The sequence below is a fragment of the Streptomyces sp. NPDC048566 genome, assembly GCF_043199735.1.
Lineage (GTDB): Bacteria > Actinomycetota > Actinomycetes > Streptomycetales > Streptomycetaceae > Streptomyces.
Map to the genome: position 1 here is coordinate 273999 of NZ_JBICWL010000006.1, position 26163 is coordinate 300161.

The 26163-nt window shown below is 70.0% G+C and carries 16 protein-coding genes and 1 pseudogene; 8 read left to right on the forward strand and 9 right to left on the reverse strand.

Features of this window, described 5'->3' with window-relative positions; translation table 11 throughout:
- Positions 1-396 precede the first annotated feature (396 nt).
- Positions 397-1011, reverse strand: coding sequence for a LuxR C-terminal-related transcriptional regulator (locus tag ACGFS9_RS13635; RefSeq protein WP_393253082.1), 615 nt, complete (start codon positions 1009-1011; stop codon positions 397-399).
- Between the two features lie 257 nt (positions 1012-1268).
- Between ACGFS9_RS13635 and ACGFS9_RS13640 the strand changes: the two genes are divergently transcribed.
- A complete protein-coding gene (locus tag ACGFS9_RS13640; protein ID WP_393252984.1) occupies positions 1269-4373 on the forward strand; it encodes an AAA family ATPase in 3105 nt (1034 codons plus the stop codon).
- Positions 4374-4667: 294 nt separating this feature from the next.
- Here the strand turns inward: ACGFS9_RS13640 and ACGFS9_RS13645 are convergent, their stop codons facing one another.
- The 4 genes from ACGFS9_RS13645 to ACGFS9_RS13660 form a co-directional block, all read right to left on the reverse strand.
- The gene (locus tag ACGFS9_RS13645) at positions 4668-5267 is read right to left on the reverse strand and encodes a copper resistance protein CopC (RefSeq protein WP_393252986.1); all 600 of its coding nucleotides are present in this window, start codon (positions 5265-5267) and stop codon (positions 4668-4670) included.
- Positions 5246-6007 (reverse strand): superoxide dismutase family protein, encoded by a 762-nt coding sequence (locus ACGFS9_RS13650; protein ID WP_393252988.1) that lies wholly within the window; start codon positions 6005-6007, stop codon positions 5246-5248. Before ACGFS9_RS13650 ends, ACGFS9_RS13645 begins: the two co-directional genes overlap by 22 nt.
- Positions 6008-6215: 208 nt before the next feature.
- The gene (locus ACGFS9_RS13655; RefSeq protein ID WP_393252990.1) at positions 6216-6917 is read right to left on the reverse strand and encodes a hypothetical protein; all 702 of its coding nucleotides are present in this window, start codon (positions 6915-6917) and stop codon (positions 6216-6218) included.
- A gap of 647 nt (positions 6918-7564) precedes the next feature.
- Positions 7565-8158, reverse strand: a complete 594-nt coding sequence (locus ACGFS9_RS13660; protein WP_393252991.1) for a DUF4291 domain-containing protein — start codon at positions 8156-8158, stop codon at positions 7565-7567.
- Positions 8159-8663: 505 nt separating this feature from the next.
- Between ACGFS9_RS13660 and ACGFS9_RS13665 the strand changes: the two are divergent.
- Positions 8664-9024, forward strand: a pseudogene (locus tag ACGFS9_RS13665) (transposase family protein); the annotation flags it as partial.
- A 17-nt stretch (positions 9025-9041) separates the two neighbouring features.
- Here the strand turns inward: ACGFS9_RS13665 and ACGFS9_RS13670 are convergent.
- Positions 9042-10895 carry a DUF262 domain-containing protein gene (locus ACGFS9_RS13670; RefSeq protein ID WP_393252993.1) on the reverse strand — a complete coding sequence of 618 codons (1854 nt, stop codon included), beginning with the start codon at positions 10893-10895 and terminating at the stop codon, positions 9042-9044.
- Positions 10896-11078: 183 nt separating this feature from the next.
- Here ACGFS9_RS13670 and ACGFS9_RS13675 point away from each other — a divergent pair, with 183 nt between their 5' ends.
- From ACGFS9_RS13675 to ACGFS9_RS13700, 6 genes are all read left to right on the forward strand, one after another.
- Complete coding sequence (locus ACGFS9_RS13675) at positions 11079-11483, forward strand: hypothetical protein (protein ID WP_393252995.1); 405 nt, start codon at positions 11079-11081, stop codon at positions 11481-11483.
- Between the two features lie 365 nt (positions 11484-11848).
- Positions 11849-13120, forward strand: coding sequence for a protein kinase (locus ACGFS9_RS13680; RefSeq protein ID WP_393252997.1), 1272 nt, complete (start codon positions 11849-11851; stop codon positions 13118-13120).
- Between the two features lie 207 nt (positions 13121-13327).
- Positions 13328-16240: a DEAD/DEAH box helicase gene (locus tag ACGFS9_RS13685; protein WP_393252998.1), complete on the forward strand. Its 2913-nt coding sequence runs from the start codon at positions 13328-13330 to the stop codon at positions 16238-16240.
- 83 nt (positions 16241-16323) lie between these two features.
- Positions 16324-21573, forward strand: coding sequence for a class I SAM-dependent DNA methyltransferase (locus tag ACGFS9_RS13690; protein ID WP_393253000.1), 5250 nt, complete (start codon positions 16324-16326; stop codon positions 21571-21573).
- Positions 21574-21646: 73 nt separating this feature from the next.
- Entirely contained in the window at positions 21647-22873 is a 1227-nt protein-coding gene (locus ACGFS9_RS13695; RefSeq protein ID WP_393253002.1) for an AAA family ATPase, read from the forward strand.
- Positions 22873-23547, forward strand: coding sequence for a hypothetical protein (locus tag ACGFS9_RS13700; protein WP_393253003.1), 675 nt, complete (start codon positions 22873-22875; stop codon positions 23545-23547). The genes ACGFS9_RS13695 and ACGFS9_RS13700 overlap by 1 nt, the downstream gene beginning before the upstream one ends.
- 25 nt (positions 23548-23572) lie before the next feature.
- On the opposite strand, the gene ACGFS9_RS13705 is transcribed toward ACGFS9_RS13700, so the two are convergent.
- The 3 genes from ACGFS9_RS13705 to ACGFS9_RS13715 form a co-directional block, all read right to left on the reverse strand.
- Positions 23573-23767 (reverse strand): DUF397 domain-containing protein, encoded by a 195-nt coding sequence (locus ACGFS9_RS13705; protein WP_393253005.1) that lies wholly within the window; start codon positions 23765-23767, stop codon positions 23573-23575.
- Positions 23764-24603: a helix-turn-helix domain-containing protein gene (locus ACGFS9_RS13710; protein WP_393253083.1), complete on the reverse strand. Its 840-nt coding sequence runs from the start codon at positions 24601-24603 to the stop codon at positions 23764-23766. Before ACGFS9_RS13710 ends, ACGFS9_RS13705 begins: the two co-directional genes overlap by 4 nt.
- Positions 24604-24747: 144 nt before the next feature.
- Positions 24748-25737 (reverse strand): hypothetical protein, encoded by a 990-nt coding sequence (locus ACGFS9_RS13715; RefSeq protein WP_393253007.1) that lies wholly within the window; start codon positions 25735-25737, stop codon positions 24748-24750.
- Between the last annotated feature and the right edge of the window lie 426 nt (positions 25738-26163).

Sequence of the window (26163 nt, forward strand, 5' to 3'; positions counted from 1 at the left end):
GAAATCGGCCGTTCTCCGAGGTCGGAGGGGTGGCGGGCCACCCCATAGGGCGTGCCGCCGACCCGCGCCACCGACTCCGGTCCGGCGCCCGGCGGACGCCCGACCGGGGGCGGCCCACCGATCGTTCGGTACGCCCGTCCTGCCCGATCGACCCTCCCCAGAGGGGAGTCGATGCCCGAACGGGCACCGCGTGCTGCCCCGCCGGCCGGACCCGCGCTCCCGCCGTCGAGGACGTCGCCGCCACCGGGACGGGCCCGCATCGGAGACCGGGCCGCGAGCAGGACGGGCCGCGACGGACGGGCCGCGACCGGGACGCGGCGGACTCCCGCCGCCACGGCGGCACGGTGCCCGCGACCGGACCGTCCCCGCGGGCCCGGCAGCGGGCGCCGCCCACGGTCAGATGTAGCCCTCCCGCAGGGCGTGGGCCACGGCGTGGGCCCGGTTGCGCAGGTGGAGGCGGGTGGTGAGCCCGTGCATCACGTTCTTGACGGTGCGTTCGGAGTAGGACAGCTTGGTGGCGATCTCCGCGGTGTCGAGCCCCTCCGCCACCAGGCGCAGCACGTCGACCTCCCGCGGGGTCAGGCCCGACACCGGCGTGCCGGAGTTGCCGGCGGCCGAGCGCTGCAAGGTGCCCACCTGGCTGAGCAGTCGGCCCAGCAGATCGGCCGGGAGGTCCCCGTCGCCGCGCGCCGCGGCCAGCACGGCCTGCGACAGCCGCTGCGCCGTGGCCTCGTGGCGCCAGACGACGGCACCCGCACCGCAGGCGATGACGTCGAGGAGTTCGGCCTCCCGGACCGCGCTCACCACCAGGACGGCGCGCGCCCCCTCCCCGCGGACCAGCCGGCGCAGCCGCGCCAGGGTCGTGGCGTCGGGCGTCTCGCTGATGAGCACCGCCACGGTGTCCGGACCGGCCTCCCGCTCGTCCCGCAGGTCGATCACCGGGTTGCCGCGCAACTGGCTCAGGGCGCCGGCGCGCGAGATGGGGTCCGAGGTGTGGACCACGACCGGTATGCGGCTCCCCGCCGTGCCCGCGGGGCCCTTTTCGGTGCCCGTTTCGCGTGGGGAATCCGGGGACGGTTCGAGGTCTGTCGTCCGGGCTGAACTGTGCAACCGCTTCTCCCGAGTCAACGTGCCCGCCGTCGTTGTGGGGTCGGTGACAGAGGGCTGAAATCACACTCCTGTGCCACAAGTGGTCAGCACAATCGTGGAGGACCACGAGAAACACCACGAGATCGGCGTCAGCGGATCGACGAATGCGGGAGGCAGTGATGTCCGAACGCGGACCGCTCCGCGAACGCGGCGAGGCGCTGGAACTGGTGGCCGCCGAAGCCGCCCGGGCGCGCGCCGGCACCGGCAGGCTCCTGCTGCTCTCGGGTGCCACCGGCACGGGCCGCACCGCCCTGCTCGAAGCCGCCGCGCGGCACGGGGAGGCGCACGGGATGCGGGTACTGCGCGCCCGGTGCTCCCCCGGAGCGAACACGCCCTTCGCCGCCGTGCTCCGGCTGCTGTCCCTGGAGCCGGACGCGCTGTGGCCGGCACCCGACCGCGAGCCCGGGCCGCGGCCCCCGGCCCGCACCGGGCCGGCGGCCCGGGATGCCGCCGCGCGGGCCGCCGCCGGCGGGGCAGGGGACGACGCCCCGCCCGCGCCCGGACCCGTCCCCGCCCGGCACGACTCCCCGGGCCGCCCTCCCGCCCGGGACCACGGCGCCCTCGCCGGGCCGAAGGCCCACGACCGCTCGGCCGCCCGGCTCTGGCGGCTGCTGCTGGCGCACGCGGGTGACGCGCCGCTGCTCGTGGCGGTGGACGACGTGCACCGCGCCGACGAGCACTCCCGCCGCTGGCTCGTCGACGCGGCCCGGCGGATCGACCGGCTGCCGGTGCTCCTGGTGGTGACCGAGCGCAGACAGTACGACGTCGACCCGCCGGAGCCCGGTCTCGCGCACGCGCTGCCGCCGGACCTGGTCCGCACCCACACCCTCGCGCCCTTGAGCGCCGGGGCGGCGGCGGGACTGGTCCGTGCGGCCTTCGCCGACGCCCTCCCCGACCCCTCCTGGGTGGAGGACTGCGTGCGGGCCTGCGCCGGCAGCCCGCTGCTGCTCCACGCCCTCCTGGACGACCTGCGCTCCGCGGCGCCCGGCCCGCGGACCCCCGCCGCCGTCCCGGCGACCTGCGCCGCCCTGTACCCGGGGGCCTATCCCGCCGCGGTGGCGTGGTGGCTGGACTGCGCGGGCCCGGCGACCGCCGAGGTGGCCCGTTCGCTGGCGCTCGCCCTCACGGTGACGGATGCCGCCGGCCGCACCCCCCGCCCCGACCCGGAACTCCTGGCCGGCATGGCCGGCGCGGACCCCGCCCGGGTGCCCGGCTGGCTGACCTCGATGACCCGCCTCGGCGTACTGGGCCCCTCCCCCGGCATCGCGGCGGCCGACCCCGCCGGCGCCCCCGCTCCCGGTGCCGCCGCACCGGCCGGCACCACCCGGCCCAATCCGGGCCGCCCGGCCGGCGCGCGCGGATACGCACCGGTGGGCGGCGAGCGCGCCGCCCACCCCGGCTACGTCCACCCCCTCCTCCTCGACGCGGTGTTGAACGGCTGGCCCGGTGCGCGGCGGCAGGCGGCGCACCGCCGGGCGGCGGAGACCATGCTGCGGCGCGGCGATCCGGCGCAGGACGTGGCCGGGCACCTGCTGCGGACGCCCGCGGTCGGCGCGGTGTGGGCGCTCGGCACGCTGCTGGACGCCGCTGCCGCCGCGGTCCGGGCGGGCCGGGCCGGCGACGCCACCGCCCTCCTGCGCCGCGCCCTGGAGGAGCCCCTCCCGCCCGAACGCCGCTCCGCGGTCCTGACCGAGCTGGGCTCGCTGGAGTTCGCGACCGTCCGCCCGGCCGCCGGACTGTCCCGGCTGGCCGAGGCGGTCCGCCTCCCCGGCACGCCACGGGATCGGGTGCGCGCGGCCGTCGCGCTCGGCACGGCCCTGACCGGCCAGGGCGAGACACGGGCCGCGGTCGACGTACTGCGGTCCCTGGACGGCCAGTTGCGTGACCACCCCGACCTGGTGCGGACCCTCCAGACCGCCTCGACGCTCCTCTCCGACCAGGACCCGGACGTCCGGCGGGAGATGTACGGCTGGCTGCGCGAGACCGCGGCGCGTTCCCCGCACCTGGTCGGGGCGGCGGGCCGGGCGCTGCTCGTCCGCTACGAGTCGACGGCGGGGCTCACCTCCGCACGGGAGGCGGTGCGCCGCGTCCGCGCGCTCCTGGAGGAGCCGTCCGACCCGCTCGGCGAGCCGTTCCTGCTGGGCACGGCCGCCGCGGTCGCCCAGTGGGCCGACGAACTGGACGAGGCGGAGCGCCTGGTGGAACGGGGCCTCGCCGGACAGAGCGTGTCCTTCCTGCACCCGATGCACGCGGCGCTGCTGAACACCCGCGCGGACACGGCGGCGGCCCGCGGGGCGCTGCCCGCGTTCCCCGCCTCCGGCGGGCCCGCCGGCCGCCCGCCGGGCAACCGGGACGCGCTGGCCGTCCTCGGCCTGGTGGACCGGGGCCGTATCCGGCAGGCCGCCGCCCTGGCGGACACGTTCGCGCTGCGGGACGCCCCCGACTCCTGGGAGGCGAACCGGTTCCTCTACGCCAGAGGGGTGCTGCGCGTGGCCTGCGGTGACCCGGCGCGGGCTCTGGACGACTTCCTGGAGTGCGGGCGCCGGCAGTCGGCGCGGGACGTGCTGAGCCCGGTCGTGACGCCCTGGCGCACGGCCGCCGCGGAGTGCCGGGTGACGCTGGGGCGCCCCGAGGAGGCCATCGCCCTGGCACGGGAGGAGCTGCGCCTGGCGCGGATCTGGAACACGCCCCGGGTGGTGGGCCGTTCACTGAGCGCCCTCGGCACCGCGACCGGCGGCCGGCAGGGTCTGGAGCTGGCGGAGGAGGCCGTACGTCTGCTGCGCGAGGCGCCCGCGGGTCCGGAGCTGCCCGCCGCGCTGGTCGCCCAGGGACGCCAGCTGGCCGCGGCGGGGGAACGGGCACGGGCCCGCGGACCGCTGCGCGAGGCGGCCGAGCACGCCGAACGCCTCGGCTCGGTACGGCTGCACACCCTGGCCGAGGAGGCGCTGCGCGGGGCCGGGGCCCGGCGCGCGGCAGCCCCCCGCACCGGAGCGGACGCCCTCACGCCGAGCGAGCACCGCATCGCCACCCTGGCCGCGAACGGCAGCACCAACCCGGAGATCGCCGCCCTCCTCCACCTGGCCCGCCGCACCGTCGAGACCCATTTGACCAGCGTGTTCCGCAAGTTGGGGATCAGCAGACGCGGACAACTGGCGGAGCGACTGGGGCCGGGCGGGCAGGCACCGCAGGAACACGCGACGCCGCGGACCCGCCTGCCCGCCTGAACGGGACCGGGCAGAACGAGACCGGGCTGTACGGGACCGGGCGCCGGGTCCGACCGAGACCGGGCTGAACCGGACCAGGCTGAACGGGAACGGGCTGTACGGACCCGGCCGGGCTGCACGGGACCAGCCGCCAGGTACGACCGGGGCCGGCTGAACCGGACTGGGGTGAACCGCCCGGTGGGTGGGACGACCTTGGTGTCCGCCGGGGCTGACACGCCTACCGGGACCGGCCCCACGGCCGCCGGGGCCGGCCCTCAACCGCCGGGGCCCGGTGGGGCCCCGGCGGAGGCGGCGTCACATGGCGTGTCTCCCTCCCTCCGGCCGAGTCCGACGTGAGCGTCGCAGCATCAGCACGGCCCCGGCGACGAGCGCCGCGACCGCCGCGAGGACGGCCACCGCAGCGGTGCGCCCGAGCCCCAGGACCGTGCCGTCCTCGTCGTCGGCCGACGGCCCGGCGGGCGCGGCGGCCAGGCTCAGTCCCTTGCAGGCGGCCGGTGCGGCGACGGCCGCGGCGTTGTCGGAGACCCGGAACTGGAAGGCGCTGCTCTGCACGTCGTCGTCCACGGCGGTGACGGTGTAGGTGAGCGTGGCGACACCGGCGGGCAGGGCCCCGACGGACGCGCACGCCACGGTTCCGTCCGCCATCGCGGGACGCCCGACGGGCACGGCGGTGCCGTCACCGGCGATCAGGCCGATCTGCGGTGTGGTGCCGGGCTTGAGGCTGCTGAAGGTCAGCGCGATGACGCGGGTGCCGGTGCCGACGGTGGAACCGGGCGCCGGCGCCGCGTCCTTCAGTGCGGTGTGGGCGTACGCGGGCGTGCCGCCGGACAGCAGCAGCACCCCCAGGCACCCCGTCAGGGCGGCCGAGGCCCTCAGAAGTCGAAGTCCGCGCATGCGATCCGGTTGTCCATCGCTTCCATGGGGTGGACGACGAGGGCGACCGCGCCCTTGCCGGTCTTCTTCTCGTTGGTCACCGTCGTCGTGCCCTTGCCGGACTTGTCGGCGGTGAAGGTCAGCCACACCTCGTTCGGCGGCTTGGCCGCGCCGCCCTTGTCGAAGCGGAAGTGCTCGCCGCCGTTGTCGGCGGAGCAGTGGCTGGAGTGCAGGTGGGCCATGTAGTGGTGTCCCGGCTTCAGACCGGACAGCGACACGGTCACGGTGGTGCCCCCGTCGCCCTGCCCCAGCCAGGCCGTGCCCTTGGCGTCGTCCATGCCGGGCGGGCGGGTGTCCAGGAGTTCGAAGGCGCCCTTCACGACGGACGCGCCGGCCACCCGGTAGGCGGGAGTGGCCGAGGGGTCCCCGTACTTCATGTCCATGTCGGACATACCGTCCATGCCCTTGTCCTTGTCCATGCCCTTGCCCGTCCCGGAGGAGGCGGACGGCGCCGACGAGGCAGCGGAGGCGTTTTCGTCGTCCGCGCTGTCGGAGGAGCCGCCGCAACCGGACAGCAGAGCCGTGGCGGTGAGCACGGCGAGGCAGCCGGCGATGCGCCGGCGCGGGCCACGCGGACGCGGCGCGGAGCCGGGAAGCGGCGCGGCCGGTCCGGCGACCGGTGTGGTGACGGACCCGGTGATGGGCCCGGTGACGGGCCCGGTGTCCTGAGGGGACGCGTGGTCGAACGTGGGGTGGTACATGCAACTTCCGATCTCGGCGGGGCCGGACCCGCATCGGCGCGCCGTTGCGCCGGCGCGGCGGAGAGCCACGGCGGCGGACGGTGCGGCACGGCGGTCGCGAAGGCGACGCGGGCGCGGCCCGGGGCGAACAGAACAGGCCGACGCGCGCACGGGCGCGACGGCACCCCGCTGCCCTCCGGGCCGGACCGGCCGCGACAAGCGGACCTGATCAGGCCCGCACCGCGAACGACGGGGCACGGGACAGCGGACTGCGGATCACTCCGCCCGCAGGCGGCCCTCTGCGGACGATGACGTACTGCAACGCGGCGGGTGGGGGCCACCGGCGGTCCCGGCTGTCCGCCACCGCGCGCCAGGAGGGCACCTTGCCGCCGCCCGGCCTGCCGAGGAGCGCGCGGAAGGCGCGGTGCAGCGGCGCGAACAGCACGGCCGCCAGGGCCCGTCCGAGACGGTGGACGGCGGCCTCCCCGCGCCACACCCACAGCCCGCAGACGACGGCGGCCAGCACATGGGCCGCGAACATCCCGGCGCCGCCCGCCTGGGCGAGGGTGGAGGCGAAGGGGGCGGCCGGGGGCTCCGCCACCATGCCGGAGCCCTCCGGCGCGCCGATGTGACGCATCGTCATGCCCGCGTGGCCGAGGAGCATCCCGCCCATGCCGGCGCCTCCGTGGTGCGACGCACCGACGCCGGCCGCGGCGTCACCGCCCGGGTGGTGCGAGAAGTGGAAGAGCAGGTGCAGCAGCACCTGGGTGGTGACGGTGGTGGCCACGACGGTGAAGACGCCGCGCTCACGGCCGGTGAGCCACCACCCGCAGAGCATCGCCGCGCCGAAGGCCAGGCCGAGCGCCCACCACTGAGGGGCCCGCACCGAGGACATCAGGGCGTGTCCCAGCGCCGTCGTGACGACGCACACGGCACCGAAGACGGCGGCCCGCGCCGGGCGCACGACGCCGGCCGCGACCGCGGGGCCACCGCACGGACGGCACCCCCGACCCCCGCCGCCCTCACGACGGCGCCCCCGGGCGGACATGGAACAACTCCTCACGGCCTCGGACGACTCGACAGTGTCCCCGTCCCATACGGGCCTCGGGGCGGGGGCGTTCATCCCCGCGTGCCAGGACATCCGTCCGCGCCCCCGGACCGTGCTGCCGGAGCACCTACCGCGGCACCGGGCCGACACGCCCCCGGCGGCATTCGGCCCGCATCGAAGAGGGGCGTCCCGAATAATGTGCCGATCGGCTACCAGCCGGCCAAAGGGGGGAACGGGTGGACAACGAAGGGCGCCGTCCTGATGCAGCGGACATCGGGACGGCCGGATGCGGATGGCTTCTGATCGTGGCCGTCATCGCCATGCCCGGACTCATCCTGGACGACAGACCGCTGACCGTGTATCTGGTCGCCGTCGGAGGGGTGATCGGACTTCTTTGGGCGCGTACAAGGCTCCGCCGCTGACAGGACTCTCCAGCGAGCGTGGCTTGACCTGCACCATCAAGCGGTGCTCGCAGAACTCCCCGCCATGTGGCCCATGGGTGATGCCCGCCGTTGTTCCCGGGCTACCGCTCAAGGACACAGGTGGGCCGCCAGCTCCTCGCCGGCTGGGTATGCCTGTTCCCGGGGGAGCAGTCGGGCCGCCGAGTCCAGTCGGCCGTCCTTGACGAGGGCGTGGATCTCGTGGGCGAGCGGGGTCACGTCATTGATGGACACGATCCACTCGTTCGCGTAGCGCGCCGACGCCTCGCCCGAGAGCCCCAGTTGCAGCGAGCGGTACGGCAAGGGGCGCAGGTGCAGATCGCGTTCGGGGTCCCACTGGACGCGGGCCGGTGCGCGCTTGAGGTCACGCTGCCAGGTGTCGCGGTCGGGGTGCAGGCCGCGGACGTAGTGCGACAGGCACGCGTTGCGCAGCGCCCAGTCGAACCCCTCGCGGGTGATCTCGACGGCGAGGACCGTCTCCTGACCTTCCTTCGTGCCCCAGCCGCAGCGGTACATCATCCACAGGAAACTGGGCTTGATCCATGTCATGCGGTCGGGCTTCCACGCGGCAGGGAATCGGCCCTTGCGGGCGGCGGGGCCGCCGATTTCCGGGCGGTACGCCTGGTAGACGGTGATCGTGGACGCCGTGTGGAGCGCGCGGATCTCGCGGAGCGGTTGTTCCATGGCGTACAGCGTGGGCCCGGTCGGCTTGGGTGACCACTGATTTTCGACCCGTTGCCCGATCCGACGGAGCACGTCGGCCGCGGGCGGCGCGCAGTCGCCGTGCGAGCCCAGGAACATCCGTCGTCAGAACGGAGGTTTCGCCGTACAGCCGCCTGCCCAGAGGTCGTGGACACATCGAGCGCGTGCGGCAAAAGTGACGCTCGGCGACGGCAAGGCACTCGTCGTCGGCGTCATAGGCGAGTGGTCCGAGCCAGTCCGGCAGAGCCGCCCTCACCGGACACTCTCTTCCCGATTCAGCCCGACGGCCGGGCCCGACGGTCGCTGTCGCGGGGTGAGCGAGGATCGCGGCCACATACAGCGCCACGGGGCGCCGAACGTGCTCGGGATCAGATGCTGCTCGCGGCGAGGTACGCGTGGGCCCTGGCCGCGGAAGCACGGAAGGAGATTCCCGACTCGGCCGATCCCAGGACGACCGGCGCAGGACCTCTTTCTCCTGCTCCAGCACCGCCCCGACGGAACACCGCTCTGGGTCTCCCGCGCGACAACCGGCCGCACCCACGTCCTGACCACGGCCCGTGCCCACGGCATCGTCCAAGCCTGCCTCACCCGGCAGATTCTCGTCCTCGCGGACCACGCCTACCAGGGCGCCGGCGCCACCTTCGGCACCACGTACTACCGTCACCGCGAACAGCCCGAGCACTACCAGCAGTTTAACCGCCATCACGGCCGCCTCCGTGCACCCGCGAACGCGCCTTCGCACAATTGAATCCTGGCGCTCGCTCCGGCGAGCCGGATGCTCCACCCGACGCATCGGCACCATCCTCCAGGCCGTCCACACACTGCTGACTTGCCGCTATTCAGGATGAAAGAGGCTCAGTCGGTGTCACCCCTTGGGCTTCGGCCATGCCTGTAGGGCGATACGGGCAAGCCACAAGGTGCGCAGCTGAATCCGGTCCTCGTCCCAGCACTCGGTCCATCGCTCATTGCTCCACTTGTCCCGAAGCCCATCCGGCGCGGAGAGCACTGACGAGGTCGTCAGCCGCAAAAGGCTGTGAGCGCCCAAACGGTCCTTCTTGTGATTCCATTCCCGGTTACTCAACGACGGGTTGAGCTTCGAGGTGGTGAGCGTGAGATTGCCGAGCTGATGGACCGCCTCATGTCGTTTCTTCAAGCTCTCCTCGCCGTCACCGTCGTTCAGCGGCCAGTGCGTCTCCCATTTCTGCGGCAGAACATGCTCGATGTTCAGCCGGGGGTCCGCACTGGAAAGTACTGGCGCGGGCTCGGTCTTCGGTGTCCGCAGGTGATTCTCCAGTCCGACCAGCAGGGCCTTCAACCGGGCACGGTAGGAACGACGGTAGAGATCGTTCGCGATCAGGGCGGCGAAGAACGTCTGGTCGTCAGGCCACAGCCGGGCGTCGGCCGTTTGATTCCACAGGCTACGCACGACGGCGTCACCTGCCCGGGTGGGATCGCTCTGCTGAGCATCGGCCAGTACCTGGACGAAGAGTCGGTTGTAGTCCTTCGTCGTCATCAGGCACACGGCTCGCCGCATGAGAAAGGAGTCGATGGCGCGGGCCGCGATCGTTCGCTGGTCGTTCGGTACGTCGTCCGTCGCGTGCAGATAGAGCAGCACCGGCCATGGCGTCGTCGTCATGGTCTGCATGCGGTCGAGCAATCGGCCGGTGGGATCGGTCAGCGGCAACTCCCGAACCCGCTGATACGTCTCGGCGTAATGCCTGATGTCCCGGATCACGTCCGAAGCCTGCCGGCCGCTTTCCGGTAGCCACTTCTTGAAGTCGGCGAACAGGTGCTCTACCAGGACGTCTTGACGCCTTTGAACTGTCAGCCAATAAGCCAGGAGCAGGTCGATCAGGGCACGCCTGATGCGTCCGGTGGTGACCTGACCGCGCCAGGGTTCGGCATCCAGAGGCAGCCAGGCGTTCATCAACAGCTCTTCGGAGTGCTGGTGCTCTCCCTGCGACTCGACGGTCTGGAAAAGGAGGTTCTTCACGAGGTCCGCGGCGTCGAGGCGCACTCCACGGTGGTTCAGCGCCTCGAAGATCACCTGCGGGTCGTCACCCGCGTCCAGGACGATCTCGACGAGCTGCATGCGCTCTTGAAGCGTGTAGAACAAGTCGTCGAGCCGCTGGGCCGGGTTGGGCGCGGCCTTGGCCCAGTCGCCGATCTCCTGCTCGAACCACACGCGGGCACGGACCAGCCGGTGGTCGGGGGCGGGCGCCGTACCGTCGTCGTCGCTCCTGCGTACGGCCCAGAGGAATGCCGCACGGTCCTGAGGGAGCGGCCAGACCTTGTAGCGGTCGTCCGGGAATGCCTCGTGAACCGTGTCCGCCCGGTTTTCCAGCAGACTCGTGAAACGCCCGACGACGCTGTCGGCGGCAATGTCGTGGGCGACAGCCCGAGCTGCTGCGAAGAGGATCTGCAGCGTTGTCATACGCTGCTGGCCGTCGATGATGTGGGACGAACCGAGGCGCCGGGGCGGCCGGTACCGCTCCTGTAGGACCACGGCGCCCAGGAAGTAGGTGCGCGGCTTCGACTGCCCCGTACCACTCTGGGGCTCTGTCTCCGCCTCCACTTCCTCCGCCGCCGTCCGGACGTCCATCCACAAGGGTTCCCAGTTGTCTTCCTGATCCCATACATAGGGTCTCTGGAAGATCGGGATCACGCTCTGGTGGTCGTTCGCGAAAACCTTCCCCAGCTTGACGTCGCCGGCCTGCATCGCCCCTCCGGTCCCCCAGCACCTGCATGGTCATCGCAGCGTAACGGCGCAGCGCCGCTCCTAATCGCCCTTCCCGTGAACGTCCACACTCGCAACGCCAATTGAGCTAACGGCCCTTGGACCAAGCATCATGAGCGTTCACCCTGGCATCCGCCGGGAGAGGGCGGAGGAGGATCGGCACTCATGTGGTTCGGGGACCCCGGGCACGTCAGCGATGTCACGATCCGGGCCGCCGCCGAGAAGGCACTTGCGGACATGCCCGGCAGCGTGCGCGCCGCATGGACAGCAGCGATGGAGGAGGCAGGTAAGGACATCCTCGGCAGCGGCACCGTGCTGGAGTCGAAGCAGTACACGGGCACCTACGACCACCGGTACGACTCCTGGGACATGCCTGTCGAACTGGGTATCGGCATCGACGCCGTCGACGACGGCCACGCCACCGTGCGGCTCGTTCAGCACCGCGCCGAGGGATTCGACACCATCAGTCAGGTCGTGTCGTACATCAACGGCAGACGGCTGTTCCACAAGGTGACCGTGGGCAAGATCCTGCCCGCAGGATCCCGGACCAGCTACAGCCCGGAGAACTAGACCTTCCGACTCCGTGAGGTGGATGACGCCTACCGCACTCTCCAAGCCGCCTTCGAGTACTCCGACGGCTACGCAAGCGCAGGTAGGCCCTCTCATCGAACGCCGCGAGGTCCGGGCAGGAAGCGGCACAGTTCCCCGTTTACGGAATCAGCCTTCGTGCAGTGGTCGCGGACCTCCACGCCCGCTGCAAACCGGCAGCACCTGCCGCCGTCGTTCCCAGCGTTCCGGCCCGAGGGCTTCATCGCCATCGGGAGTTCAGACGGTCCGCTCGATGTGCTCAGGTTGTCCGCCGTATCGGCTAGCTTGTTGCGGAGCCGCTTCGACAGCTCCCGACCGGCGGACCCGACCGAAGGACGGACTCAGACGTGCAGACCACGCCGCTCAGCCCCGAGGATCCGGCACAGATCGGCGGCTTCGAGCTGCTGGGCCGGATCGGCCAGGGCGGCATGGGACAGGTGTACCTGGGCGAATCTCCGGGCGGTGAGCCGGCCGCGGTGAAGATCATCAAGCCGTCGGTCGTCGATTCGACCGCCCGGCTGCGCTTCGCGCAGGAGATCGACATCCTGAAGACGGTCTGGGGCGCGCGGATCGCGCAGCTCCTCGATGCGGATGCGGAGGCGGAACAGCCCTGGCTGGCCACGGAGTATGTGGAGGGCCCGGACCTCGGCAAGCATGTGGTGACCCACGGCCCGCTGCCCGCGCTCCTGGTCCTGTCGCTCGGCGCCACCCTCGCCGAGGGCCTGGGTTATGTGCACAAGCAGGGACTGCTGCACCGGGACCTGAAGCCCGCGAACATCCTGCTCGGCCCTAACGGTCCCAAGATCATCGACTTCGGCCTCGCGGTTTTCGCCGAGTCGAGCGCTTCCCTCACCGCCGCCAACACGGTCGTGGGCACCCCGTCGTGCATGCCGCCCGAGCAGGCCAACGGCGTGAAGCCGCTGACGAGCGCCGTCGACGTGTACGCGCTGGGTACGGTTCTGCTGTTCGCCGCGACGGGCCACCTGCCGTACCACGCGAACAACATTCACGTGCTGTTCCACATGGTGACCGATCCGACGACTGCTCCCGATCTGACAGGGGCGCCACCCGAGCTGGCCCCCCTCCTGACGGCCATGCTGTCCCACCATGTTCAGGACCGGCCCACGATCACCGAGGTCGTCCAGCAGTGCCGTGGCCTGGTCGAGGCGCAGGGGCTGAAGCTCGCCCAGGCGCGTCGGCGTCTCACCACCTACACGGCCGCGCCGCCCCAGGATTTCCCGACGCTGCTGTCGGCGCCGGCGCCGGAGAACTCCCCTCCTGCTGCCGTCCCCGCTATGTCCGATCCGGCAGCCGGGCCGCTTCATGACGAACCGCCGACCCTACCCGTGGTCATGGACGGGCCCGCTCCGGATACCCGGCCCACCATGCATCTCGCCGCGCCACAGCAGACGGCACAGGCCGAGCAACCCGCTCAAACGGCGCCCACGGCCCCGGTGCCTCCGAACGCGGAGCACCAGCAGAGCGCTCCGGACAAGGACGTGCCACGGCGGCCCCGCCCCACCGGACGGACCCCGGCTCGTTCCCTGCGCCATTCCGCCCAGGCCCGCCGCACCGCCCAGCAGCTGCGCGAGGCGTACGCGGCGCGCGCCGCGTTCTGACCACATCCCGCGCACCGCTCCAGGTGCCTCCCCGGCACGCCCCCACCGCGCACCCTTGACCTGCGGGTCTGCCCCGGTGAGGGTGGTTCACGCGCTTTGCCGCCCATACGGCACAGTGGAGCGGTACAACAGCGTGAGCGGCAGGTCTGCCCGAGCCGGGAGTCGGCCGCGACAACAGCACAGCATGACGGACACGGGAGGCAGCGGGTGACCGCCCAGCAGAGCAGCACCGCACCGGTCGGCCCTCGCCCCGACGGGGAGGACCAGTTCCCGGCAGGCGCGCAGGTCTTCGTGCGCGACGAGGTGTGGCTCGTGCGGAACTCCGTACGCACCGAGCACGACGGCGCGAAGGTCGACGTCGTCGGCGTGTCCGACTTCGTACGGGACCAGGAAGCCGTGTTCTTCACGGGTCTGGACACGATCGAGCTGATCGACCCCCGCCGTACGAAGCTGGTCCGGGACGAGTCGTCGAACTTCCGCCGCTCCCGTCTCTTCCTTGAGGCGGTCCTGCGCAAGACCGCGCTCCCCCAGTCCGAGCGCCGGCTGGCCCTCGCCGACTCGTTCCTCCTCGACTCCCTCCCCTACCAGCGCCGCCCCGCCGAGCTGGCCCTGTCGGGCCGCAACCTGCGCCCGCGGCTGCTGATCGCCGACGTGGTGGGGCTCGGCAAGACCCTGGAGATCGGCCTGACGCTGGCCGAGCTGATCCGTCGGGGGCGCGGTGAGCGCCTCCTGGTGGTCACCCCGCAGCACGTCCTGGAGCAGTTCCAGCACGAGCTGTGGACCCGGTTCGCGATCCCTCTCGTACGGCTGGACTCGGTCGGCATCGAGCGGATCCAGCGAGAGATCCCGGCGGGCCGGAACCCGTTCACGTACTTCAAGCGGGTCATCGTCTCGATCGACACCCTGAAGAACACCGACCAGTACAAACACCACCTGGAGCGCATCAACTGGGACGCGGTCGTCATCGACGAGTCGCACAACCTGATCAACCGCGGCTCCCTGCGCAACCAGCTCGCGCAGATCCTCGCCCCGCGCACGGACGCCCTGATCCTGGCCTCGGCGACCCCGCACAACGGTGACGCGAAGTCGTTCGCGGAGCTGATCGGCCTCCTCGACCCGGCGGCGATCCGCGACCCGGAGCACTACCGCGCCGAGGACATCGAGCACCTCTTCATCCGCCGTACGAAGATCAGCCCCGAGGTCCGCGAGCAGATGAAGGGCCAGTGGGCGGACCGTGGTCCCTCGCAGTCCGTGCGGTGTGCGGCGACACCCACCGAGGAGAAGATCTTCGAGGAGCTGGCGGCCGTCTGGCTGCCCGGAGAGAACGGCACCTCGGTGAGCGGCGTCCCCCTCTTCCCGTACACGCTGCTCAAGTCGTTCCTGTCCTCGCACGCCGCCCTGAAGGCGACGGTCAGCGCACGTATCAAGACGCTGGAGAAGAAGGACGAACCGACGGCGACCCGCGCCGAACTCGCCGCGCTGCGCACGCTCCAGGAACTGGTGGAGCCGCTGGCGGAAGCGGACTCTGCGAAGTTCGCGGCGCTGGTCGAGCAGCTGAAGGCGATCGGTGTCGGCCCGAAGTCGGACGCGCGGGTGGTGGTCTTCTCCGAGCGGGTGCAGACCCTGGAGTGGCTGCGCACGGTGCTGCCGGCCGCGCTCGGTTTCCGGGGCCGGGCGGCCGAGGAGTCGACGCGGGTGATGCACGGCGGGCTGTCCGACGAGCAGCAGATGCAGTGTGTGGAGGACTTCGGCCTGGCGGACGCTCCGGTACGCGTCCTGCTGACCGGCGATGTGGCGTCCGAGGGCGTCAACCTGCACCGCCAGTGCCACCAGCTGATCCACTACGACGTGCCGTGGTCGCTGATCCGCATCGAGCAGCGCAACGGCCGTATCGACCGGTACGGGCAGGCGCACCAGCCGCAGTTCCGCGCGCTGATCCTTACCAGTGAGGTGGAGGGCGCCAAGGACGACACGGTGGTGGCGGAGCGGCTGCTGGACCGCGAGGACCAGGCGCACCGGGCGCTGGGCACGGCCGAGGCGGTGACGGGCCTGTACCGGGCGGAGGCCGAGGAGAAGTCCCTCATCCAGGATCTGCTGCGCGGCCGTACGGTGGACGAGTCGCTGGACGCGCACCGGGCGGAGGCCGAGGCGGACGCGGCCATGGACGACTTCCTGGCGGACTTCTTCGGTTCGGTGGGTGACGCCGGACCGGGCGCGGAGAACGCCGATCCGCAGGACACCGAAGGAAAGGGCGCCGGCACGTCCGCACCGGGCAACGCGGCGGTACCCCGGCTGTTCACGTCGACCGCCGAGTTCCTCGACGAGGCGCTGAGCGAGGTGTTCCCCGACGCGACCACCAGCCTGGACCTGCACCGGGACACCGAGTCGGGCCTGCTGTCGTTCCGCCCGCCCACCGACCTGGTGCACCGCCTCAAGGCGCTCCCGCTGGACTACGTACGCGAACAGCGCCTGCGCGAGCGGCTGCTGGTGACCTTCAACCGCCGGCTCGCCGAGCACTCCCTGAAGCGGGCCCGTGAGTCGTCCACGTCCAGCTGGCCGGAGATCTCCCTGCTCACGGATCTGCATCCGGTGGTGGAGTGGCTCACGGACAAGGTCCTGGTACGCCTGGGCCGGCAGGAGGCGCTGATCATCACGGCGGACGTGCCCGAGCCCACGTACCTCGTGCAGGGCGTCTACTCCAACGCGCTGGGCCGTCCGACCGTCGTCAAGTGGATGGGCGTGACGCGGGGCGGCACGGTCGAGGACGACATGGTCGGCCTGCTGCACCGCTCCGGGGTCGGACCGACCATGGCCAACCCGATGCGCCACAGCGAACCGGCGACGGCGCTGGAGGCCGGCATCCCCGACGCACTGGCCGCCGCCGAGCAATTCCTCGACCGGCACCGCGACGCCTGGGACGAGCCGCTGCGCAAGCCGATCGACGACTACAAGGCCCGCCTGGGCGACTGGGAGCAGCCCACCCTCGCCGGGGAGCGGACTAAGAAGTCGCTCGCCTCGCTCGCGGACTCGCTGCTGACCACAGGCCGCCCCCTGATGCGGGTCCTCGCCGTCCTGGTCCCCGACCCGGAAGCGCCCGCTCCTCCGCCGCCCACGGCCTGAGCCCACGCCCGCCCACCGCCCGGCCCGCCGCCCCGTCGCCCGCCAGACCTCCCGACCTGAGATTCCCTGAGAAGAGACCGGACATGACGTACGACTCCCTGGTCAACCGAGGAGACTACTTCTCGGCGCACTACCTCGCCGAGGTGCTGCCCAAGGACCTCAAGTCGGGCCTGCTGGCCGCCTGGAAGCAGCGCGAGGACGAGGCGAGGGCGGAGGCCGAGCGGGCGGCCACGGCGGGAGCCGACGCAGCGGCCGAAGCGGTCCCGGGAGAACCGGACGCCGACGCCCTGCCGGTCACCCCGCGCGCGGGCCTGCGTGAGCTGCGCCGCCGCTACTTCCGGGCCCGTTCCTCCTTCGCGCTCCCCGAGGACGACGAGGACGGCACGGCGGCCGCCCAGGACACCGAGGACGACTCGGCGACGTACGACTCCCCCGCCTGGTGCGAGCGGGTCCGCGCCCTGAACGCGGAGGTGCTGCGGGCGCTCGGCTACGACGCCAAGCCGCGCACGATGACGGTCACGCGCGCCGACCAGCCGTACGAGGTCCGGGTCGCGCACGCCGAGAAGGGCCTGGTCGCGATCGACTGCGGCTGGGCCGCCGAACCGGACGCCGCCCTCGACCCGGAGGGCCCCGGCCGCCTCCTGGACCCGGTACCGCTGGACGGCCGCAACACCGTGCCGACGGGCTCGAAGCTCGCCTCGTTCCTCTTCGCCTGTGAGGACGCGCCCCGTTACGTGCTGCTGCTGGTCGGCGGGGTCGTCGTCCTCGCGGACCGGATGGTGTGGGGCGAGGGCCGCTACCTCGCGGTCTCCCTCGACGCGGCCCTCCAGCGCAACGACACCAAGGCGGGCGGCGAACTCGACACGATCGCCGCCCTGTTCGGCGCGGACTCGCTGCGCACACCCGAGGAGGGCGGCGAGAACCCCCTCGCGGAACTCGTCGGCAAGTCCACCAAGCACGCGGTGGGCGTCTCCAGCGAGCTGCGCGACGGTCTGCGGCTGAGCGTGGAGCTGATCGCGGGCGAGGTCCTCGCCCGGCTGCGCGAGCAGGGTGTACGCCCCGAGGACATCGGCGAACTGGCCGACCTCGGCAAGCAGTTGACCCGCGAATCGCTCCGCTACCTCTACCGCGTGCTGTTCCTCCTCTACGCGGAGGCCCGCCCCGAGCTGGGCATCCTGCCCGCCGACTACCCCGAGTACCAGCAAGGCTACGGCCTCGGCCGCCTCGGCGAACTGATCGCCGAACGGGACCTGGTCGACGAGAAGTCACGGCAGGGCACGTACCTGTACGAGTCACTGGACCTGCTCTTCCGCAAGGTCCAGGAGGGCTACCGCTCGCGCCGGACTCACGGCCCCGCGGAGGCGGAAGCGGACGGCGTGGAGGCGGCCCCCAAAGCCAGCGAGGACGTGGGCCTGCGTTTCGAGCCGCTGCACTCCAAGCTGTTCGAACCGGAGTCGATCCGGCTGATCGGCCTCGGCACGATCCCGCACCCCCACGACGACACCGACGACGATGACGACGAGGCCGGCCTTGAGGGCTCAGGCGGCGTCCTGGACACCCGGCTGCGGAACGCCACCCTCTACAAGGTGCTGCGCCTGCTGATGATCACACGCGGCAAGAAGGGCGAGCGCGGCGGTTTCATCTCGTACGCCCAGCTCGGCATCAACCAGCTCGGGGCCGTGTACGAGGGCCTGATGTCGTACAGCGGGTTCATCGCGGGCGACGAGGAGCTGTACGAGGTCGCGAAGAACGGCGACCCGAAGGACGGTTCCTGGCTCATCCCGAAGTCGAAGGTCGACGACTATCCGGGGAACGTGTTCGTGCACCGCCGCGACGAGGAGACCGGAGAGGACGTCCGCGTCCGCTACACCCCCGGCTCGTTCGTCTACCGCCTGTCCGGCCGCGACCGCCAGACCTCCGCCTCGTACTACACCCCCGAGTCCCTGACCAAGGTCACGGTCCAACTGGCCCTCCAGCACCGCCTGGACCAGGACGGCACGACGACCGAGGCACGCGAGCTGCTCGACTGGAAGATCTGCGAGCCGGCGCTCGGCTCGGGAGCGTTCCTCAACGAGGCCATCAACCAGGTCGCGGCCGAGTACCTGCGCCGCCGCCAGGAGGAGCTGGGCACGCCGATCGACACGGAGAAGTACGCGGTCGAGTTCCAGAAGGCGAAGGCATACGTCGCCCTGCACAACTCCTACGGCGTCGACCTCAACGAGACAGCCGTGGAGCTGGCAGAGGTGTCCCTGTGGCTCAACACCATGCACCCCGGCATGGAGGCTCCGTGGTTCGGCCTGCACCTGCGGCGCGGCAACTCCCTGATCGGCGGCCGGCGTGAGGTGTACCCGCCGGAGAAGCTGAAGAAGGCGGCCTGGCTGGGGACGACGCCGGAACGCTTCCCGCTGACGGAGGTGGCGAACGGCCTCCCGGTGACGGTGACCGAGCGCACCACCCGAAGCGGCTCGGTGCAGCGGGTCACCGAGAACGCCGTCCACCACTTCCTCCTCCCCGCGAAGGAGTGGGGCGCGGTCGCGGCCGAGAAGGAGGCGAAGGCGCTGGCCCCGGAGGCGGCGCGGGCGCTGGGTAACTGGCGCAAGGTGATCACTCGGACCCCAACTGCCAAGCAGGCGGAGCGACTTCAGGCGGCGGCCCGGAGGGTCGAGTTCCTGTGGGGGCTGGTCGTACGGCGCCTGGAGATCTCCGAGCGGGACATCTCGCGGCGGATCGATGTGTGGGGCGCGGAGGACGGCTGGCTGCGGTCGCCTGAGGTCGCGGTGCAGCGGGACAAGGTCGTCGCTGATTTGACGGCTCCGGACACTCCGTACTGGCGCCTGAAGACACTGATGGACGCGTGGTGTGCGCTGTGGTTCTGGCCGGTGCAGGAGGCCGGGCTACTGGACGGTACGGCGGCGGTGTACGAGCGGGGGGCTGAGGAACTTCCCTCCGGTGCTGTGGCGGAGGGGCTGCGGGCTGCGGATGAGTCGGGTGTCCTGATGTCCTGGGAGACGACCGACCTGTTCGGTGAGGTGACGGGTGCTGGTGAACTGACGGCGGCGTCAGTGGAGCGGCGGCGGGCCGGGCGCCGCAAGGAGGCCATCGGGGGTACGCGCAAGCGGGCAGTGGTTCCGCTGGCGGGGCTGGACGACTGGCTGGAGTTCGCGGAGGCGTTGGTTGGCACGGAGGATGTGCCGACGGACTCGCTGGTGGCGGAGTTCGGGTCACTGGCGGAGCTGGAGCCTTATGAGGATGCCCTGCCGGATTTGATGGGCATGGAGCATTTTCAGCAGCTGGAGCTGCGGTTCCCCTGGGCGGGGGTTGCGGGGGATGTGGCGCGGACGCAGGGGTTCTTCCATTGGGAGTTGGACTTCGCGCAGGTGTTTGCCAAGGGTGGGTATGACCTGCAGGTGGGGAATCCGCCTTGGGTACAGCCACGCTGGAAGGAGAATGTTGTTCTCGCCGAACTAGACCCTTGGTTCACTCTTTCCGAAAAGCCAAGTGTCTCCGATTGGCGACACCGGAAGGAGGAGGCACTTAATACAAGCCCAGACACCAAGGGTTTCTTCCTGCAGGAATTGGCAAAGAACTCCGGGATTGCAGCATTCCTGGGTAACGCATCAACGTATCCACTACTGTCCGGCACCCAACCGGATTTGTATCGAGCATTCATGTGCAAAGTATGGGATCACCTTGCCACCGACGGAACAGCAGGCCTAATCCATCCGGACAGCCACTTCAGCGGAGTAAAAGAAGGCCCCTTGCGGGAGTCGACCTATAAGCACCTGCACATTCATGCACATTTCAGCAACCAGCGGAGACAAAACCTATTTAGCGAAGTCGACAACCACGTCGAATTCGGCGTACACATCTATGGCCGCAAAAAGCCCGTTGACTTCCTCCAGGCCGCCTGGCTCTATGCTCCCGAAACGCTCGTCGAATCACTTAGCCACAATGGGATCGGAGCCATTCCAGGTCTAAAGAATAATGGCGATTGGGACCTGCGTCCGCATCGATCTCGGCTCGTGAGAGTGAACGCTAGTCGACTGACCGAATGGAGTCGCCTCACAGGAGATCTAGCGGTGCCCACCTCACAAGCAGCCCTCCTCTATCCAGTCACAACTTACGAGGAGGGCGCAATTGCGGCCCTAGCCGGAACTCCGAATCGCCTGGGAGGAGAAAATCCGCAAATCAGCGCCGGATATCACGAGAAAACCGCCAAGGAGAATGGATATATCCGCTGGGCATCATCTGCACCGGACGATCTCTCACAAGTAGTACTCCAGGGGCCACACTTCAGCGTATCCACCCCATTCAACAAGCAGCCCAATATTCCATGCAAGAGCAATAAGGACTATGCCGTTTGGGATCTCACATCGATCCCAAAGGAGGCCGTACCTCACACAAACTACGTACAAGCTTGCGAAACGCCAAAATATGTGTCGGCCCAAGATCATTGGAATGGAATCCCATACACTCAGTATTTCCGCCTGGCTTGGCGCGTGATGATTCCATTGGGCAATGAGCGCAGCCTATTCGCCGCGCTCATCCCACCTGGGCCCACCCATGTCGACGCAGTTGATTCAATGGCCCTACATGACAACCGATCAACTGTCCTGAATGGTGGATTCTGGTCATCACTACCCTTGGATTACCTTCTCCGCATCACAGGTCGATCACACCTCCGTGTCGCCGAGGCATACAAAATGCCAGCTTCAAACAGTAACCACCCCCTTGCACACCCTCTCATGGTGCGAACCCTCCGCCTGAATTCACTAACTAACGCCTACTCTCCAATCTGGCAAGAGCTCTTCCATCCTTCTTGGCCTAGATGTGAAGATTGGGCCTATGACTGGCCGAACCTCAATCCGCTGGCCAGGAACCTAACGCCCTCCTGGGAGTACGGAACCCCACTGCGTACCGACTACGAACGCCGTGCTGCTCTCGTCGAGTTGGATGCTCTCGTTTCTGTATGGCTCGGTATCACGGCTGACCAACTCGCGGCGATTTACACAGGGCGTTACGCCGTGTTGTATGAATACGAATCAGACATGTACTTCGATGCACGGGGACGCAAGATTGCCAGGAGTTACCACGCTCAAGGGGTAAACCAAATCAAGGAGGACTACTCGGCCCTCCTCACTCACCTCGAATCCCCGGAGACCACACCATCCCCCGAGGGATACGAGCCCCCCTTCTACAAGGCGGACCGAGAGGCCGAGATGCGAGCCGCGCACGCGCACTTCCAAGCGCGGTTGGACACCGAGATCGCCGCAGGCCGGTGGACTCCGCCCGAGCCTGCGGACGGTGGGCGTGAGGTGCCGGTGGATGGCTGATCGTCAGCGCCGTGTGCCGACGCCACACCCGCCGCACCTCATCCCGCCCCACGCCTCCCGATAGGTTCCGTCCATGCCAGGACAGTTGCTCGAACTGCACGTAGAGAATTTTCGGAGTCTGCGGGACGTGACGATCCCGTTAGGTCCTCTGACAGTTCTCGTCGGTGCCAACGGTGTCGGTAAGTCGAACGTCCTCAAGGTCTTCGACCTGCTCGCCGACATCATCCGCACCGACCTTGAACCCGCACTCGAAAGCCGGGGCGGGTTCGATCAGGTCGCGTTCTGGGGCGGGCCCAAGCCGCCGACCACCCTCCGGATCCGGCTCAAGGCCACCTGGACCACCCACTCCAGCCCCAACGCCCCCGACGAATACGACCTCAAGGTCCGGCGCTACTCGGCACCCAGCAACAAAGACAGCGGCCGTTACCGCCTCACCCGAAGCGAGAGCTTCCAGTTCAAGCGGACGCGGGGGCGAGGCCGCCGCATCACAGTGTCGGGCGAGCGCGCCACAGTGGTCGACACCCGGCCGAGCAGCGGTCTTGAGGACAGCAGCGAGTTCGGTATCCAGCGACTCAGCAGCGGTCTGTCCACCCTCCCCCGCTTGACCAGTTCCGAGGGTGGAACCGAGGTGGCCCGGGTGGCGCACCAACTCTCCTCGTTCCGCGTGTTCGACGTGAACGTCGACGCGGCTCGCCGTCCTTCCCGCGTCGACTACGACGACCTGTCATCCGACGCGGACAACCTGGCCGCCTTCCTGTACGCGCTCCACACGGGCGACGACGACCTCTGGAACCGGCTGGTCGACGACGCCCGTTCTGTCCTTCCGCAACTGCTGGACATCGAATTCGTCCACGTCGGAGGCCGGGCCGATCAGGTCACTGTCATCCTGCGGGAGCGCGGGCTGCGGCAGCCCACCCCACTCGCCGACGCCTCTTACGGGACCGTCCGCCTCCTCGGTCTCCTGGCGCTGCTCCACGACCCCACACCTCCCGCACTCACGTGTATCGAGGAGATCGACCACGGTCTCCACCCTCAGGCTCTGAGGTTGATCGTCGAGCGCCTGAGGGAAGCCAGCGAACGGACCCAGTTCATCGTCGCGACGCACTCCCCGGCGCTCACCGACCGGCTCCTGCCCGAGGAGATCGTGATCTGCGAGCGGGACGACGAGGGCGCCTCGCTCATCCCCGCGATCAGCACGGACGAGGTGAGTGCGATCGTCGAGGAGAGCGGGGACCTGCCACTCGGCGAACTGTGGTTCTCCGGTGTTCTCGGCGGTGACCTGACGGGAGAGGAGCTGTAGTGGCCGGGAGTAGAGGACCGCACGGGCGCGGCGTCATCGTGCTGGCCGGCGAGGACTCCAACGACTGCCGGATCGTCGCCGAGATCATCAAGCAGCACCATCCAGATCTGGGCAACGCCCGCCTGGTCGAGATCAGCGACAAAACCCGCCTCAAGACGGCTACCGGGCCCGACCTTGCGGCCCGCGTCCGCACCATCATCGGCAAGGCGAAGGGTCGCGCGCTCCGGGCGAAGGGCCCACTCGTCGGCCTGGTAATCCACGAAGACCTGGACGGCTACACAGACGCCGAGTACACCCGTGTTCGCACGAACGTCGCCGGAGCGCTCTCCCGCGAGAGTCCCTGCAACTCGGCGTTGGCGCTTGCCGCTTGGGAGTCGGAGGCATGGCTCTTACTCTTCCCGGACGCCTTCCCGGCCGTCCGGCCCAACTGGAAGGTTCCCGCGCAGCTCCAAGGCCGCGACACCGGAACCATCAAGAGCCCCAAGGAAGACCTGAAGCGCAGACTCGGTTCCCCGGCATTCCGCGAGAGCGACGGGCCCAAGGTCGCCGAGCAGGCCCGATCGCTTGGCCTACTGGCCTCGGGCCCGACCGGTACCAACCGCTCCTACAAGGATTTCGTCCACGAACTCGGCCAGTGGTCCGAAGGGTCTGCCCCGAATTCGAGCCGCCGCTGAGCCGTCCAGAAGCCTGCCGACCAGATCAGACGGCCTGATCCACCGTGTACCCGACGAACGCCGCCCAGGCGCCTGCGCCAACAACCAGCCCCGGGCGAGCGGTGTCCTTGGAGTCCCGCACATGGACCGTGTGGGGGCATGTGGCGACCTCGACGCACTGGCCACCCTCACCGCTGCTGTAGGTGCTCTTGACCCAGGTCAGTTCCGTTGCGCCCTTCATAGCTCCCCCAGCAGTCCCTCAATGAAAGCCATCGACTCTCGTGGAGTGAGAGCCTGAGCCCGGATAATCCCATACTGCGCCTCAAGCTCCCGAACGGGTGTCCGCTCGGTGTAGAGGTGGCTACTTTTCTGAACCTCTGCGTATGCGATCCTCTGCCCCGCCTTGGTCTCGATCAGGGTGAAGGGACCTGCGAGTCCCGCGTGGTCCTCCCGCTGCAAGGGCATGACTTGGATCTCGACGTTGCGGTTCTGCCCGGTGAGTATGGTCTGCTCCAGTTGCCCGCGATAAACCTCAGCGCCACCGATGGGGCGGCGCAGCACAGCCTCCTCGATAACGAAGCTCATCAGCGGTGCTGGCCATCGCGAGAAGATCTTTTGCCTGACGATCCGAGCGGCCACCCTCTGTTCGATCGTCTCCTCATCCAAGAGTGGTCGGCGCATCGCGAACACGGCACGCGCGTACTCCTGCGTCTGCAAAAGCCCGTTGATCAAGTGTGTGTCGTAGACATGCAGCTCGACCGCCTCCGCCTCCAAACGAGCCGCATCCCGAAAGAACGCCGGATACTGGGCTCGCGCCACCTCCTCCTTCATCTCCTGGAGGACCCCGCCCGCGTCCAGCAGCCCGTCCGCCACGTCGATGAACCGAGGAGGCGGTAATCGCCTCCCCTGCTCGAACGCCGCGATCGTGGACGCCGAGTAGCCGGTCCGCGCACCGAACTCGGCCCGTTCCAACCTCGCCCGCAGCCGGAAGCGTTTCAACTGCCGTCCGAACACCCGGAGGATGCCCGAGTCCGGCTCGGGTGGCCTCGGAGACTCCGTCCCGACGTCCGAGCCCATGCCCGCAGCCGCGGTTCCGTCCGGCTCCCCTGCCAGTTCGCCCACCCGCCCGCTCACCTCCACCGCCCTTACCGACCAACAGACACCGTAGAAAGCACACGCTGACCACGCCGCCGAACCTCGAAAGTTCACCCGCACACGCGTTCAGGCGGCCGAGTGGACCGCTCCGGCCTTACGGCGGTCATGGCGTTCCCTGCACTCTCGGCACACTGCGCGCGGATCATGCGTACGGATCGCGCGTTCGCAGCCGTCGCAGGTGACCAGCGGCGCCCGCTGTGCTGCGGGCGTCGACGCCGTCGCCGTACGGAGAGGCGCCGTCGGCAAGGGCGGCGGACGAAGGGTCGTCAGGCGGTATTCGACGAAGCTCGCCGGGTGGCGGATAGGAACAGCCTCGGAAGGCAGGCCCGTGGTCAGCGTTCGGGCGATCTGGTCCGGCGTCGCGGCACGGGCGAGCCAGGTCTCGACGGCGGGCAAGAGCCGCTGGACGTCCCGTTCGGACAGCAAGGGGCGGGTGTCAGCGAGTCGTAGACGCGCGAGCAGGTCAGCCGCCGGACCGGTGGGCAGGGTGACGGGTTCCGCGGCAGCACGCCTCGTACGTACGGAAGCCGCCACCGAGACCTCCACCGCCGCCGGAACAGCCACCGGCTCCGGCGCAGACAGAGCCTGGGGCGCAGGCCCGGCCGCCGCAGTGGCAACGGCGCCCAAGTCGCCGCCCTGCACCGAGGCGCGTGAAACAACCCCCGGAAGATCGAGAAAGAACGTACGCGTGGCGATCCGGCCACCCCCGAGCGGCACCCGCCGCCGAACGAGATACCCGGCCTCCTCCAGCTCCCTCAACGCCCTGCCAATCGTCACCTCGCCCTCGCGGAAGCGCAGGGTCAGCGCCTTGATGGTGACCGAGGCGCCATCCGGCAGGGACTGGATGTGGACGCCGATACCGATCGCCGTCGCGGAGAGGCGGGGGTGCTGGGCGAGGTGGTTGCCGACGACGGTGTAGCGCTCGGTGTGGCGGTGCCGTACGTGGAGGACTCCGGCGCGGGGCGCGTCCGGCGGGAAGGCTGGAGGCGCGGGCGGCGACTGCCGCTCAGACGACGGGTACGCGGACACAGCCGCGTTAGACTGCGGGTCAGCCATCGGGAAGCTCTCATCTTCCTGGTTGGTCAGGCCCTCGCCGGGATTGCCGTCCTGCCGGGGGCCGTCCTCTGTCTGTGATTGTGTGCGGCGACCGTACCCCACCCACCCGACCAGCCGACCCTCCCATCACTCGAACGAGTGGCGCCCTAGCTGGTTGGCGAACAGGCCGGGTTTGGTTGGGTCGGTGGTTACACCAAGGGCTTTCAAGAACATCGCGCACCGCCGCGTCGCGGAATCCCGCGCCCCGGTGCCGAGCTGGGCGGACCGTCGGCCACTGGGCCGCCCGACTGCCCCTCGACAGCTGCCGTCTCTGGCCTCAGCCCAGGCGACCCGTCAACGCGGGTTAGAGAGGCACGCCTGGCCGCGTTGATGACGTCGTGGGCGTTGGACCCGTACACCGCCGACTAACTGAGAGTGCGCCAGACC

Bases quoted from the DNA above. Each gene is read 5' to 3' on its own strand.
- ACGFS9_RS13640 (WP_393252984.1), top strand. From the start codon at position 1,269: ATGTCCGAACGCGGACCGCTCCGCGAACGCGGCGAGGCGCTGGAACTG.
- ACGFS9_RS13645 (WP_393252986.1), bottom strand. From the start codon at position 5,267: ATGCGCGGACTTCGACTTCTGAGGGCCTCGGCCGCCCTGACGGGGTGC.
- ACGFS9_RS13650 (WP_393252988.1), bottom strand. From the start codon at position 6,007: ATGTACCACCCCACGTTCGACCACGCGTCCCCTCAGGACACCGGGCCC.
- ACGFS9_RS13660 (WP_393252991.1), bottom strand. From the start codon at position 8,158: ATGGAACAACCGCTCCGCGAGATCCGCGCGCTCCACACGGCGTCCACG.
- ACGFS9_RS13670 (WP_393252993.1), bottom strand. From the start codon at position 10,895: ATGCAGGCCGGCGACGTCAAGCTGGGGAAGGTTTTCGCGAACGACCAC.
- ACGFS9_RS13675 (WP_393252995.1), top strand. From the start codon at position 11,079: ATGTGGTTCGGGGACCCCGGGCACGTCAGCGATGTCACGATCCGGGCC.
- ACGFS9_RS13690 (WP_393253000.1), top strand. From the start codon at position 16,324: ATGACGTACGACTCCCTGGTCAACCGAGGAGACTACTTCTCGGCGCAC.
- ACGFS9_RS13695 (WP_393253002.1), top strand. From the start codon at position 21,647: ATGCCAGGACAGTTGCTCGAACTGCACGTAGAGAATTTTCGGAGTCTG.
- ACGFS9_RS13705 (WP_393253005.1), bottom strand. From the start codon at position 23,767: ATGAAGGGCGCAACGGAACTGACCTGGGTCAAGAGCACCTACAGCAGC.
- ACGFS9_RS13710 (WP_393253083.1), bottom strand. From the start codon at position 24,603: ATGGGCTCGGACGTCGGGACGGAGTCTCCGAGGCCACCCGAGCCGGAC.
- ACGFS9_RS13715 (WP_393253007.1), bottom strand. From the start codon at position 25,737: ATGGCTGACCCGCAGTCTAACGCGGCTGTGTCCGCGTACCCGTCGTCT.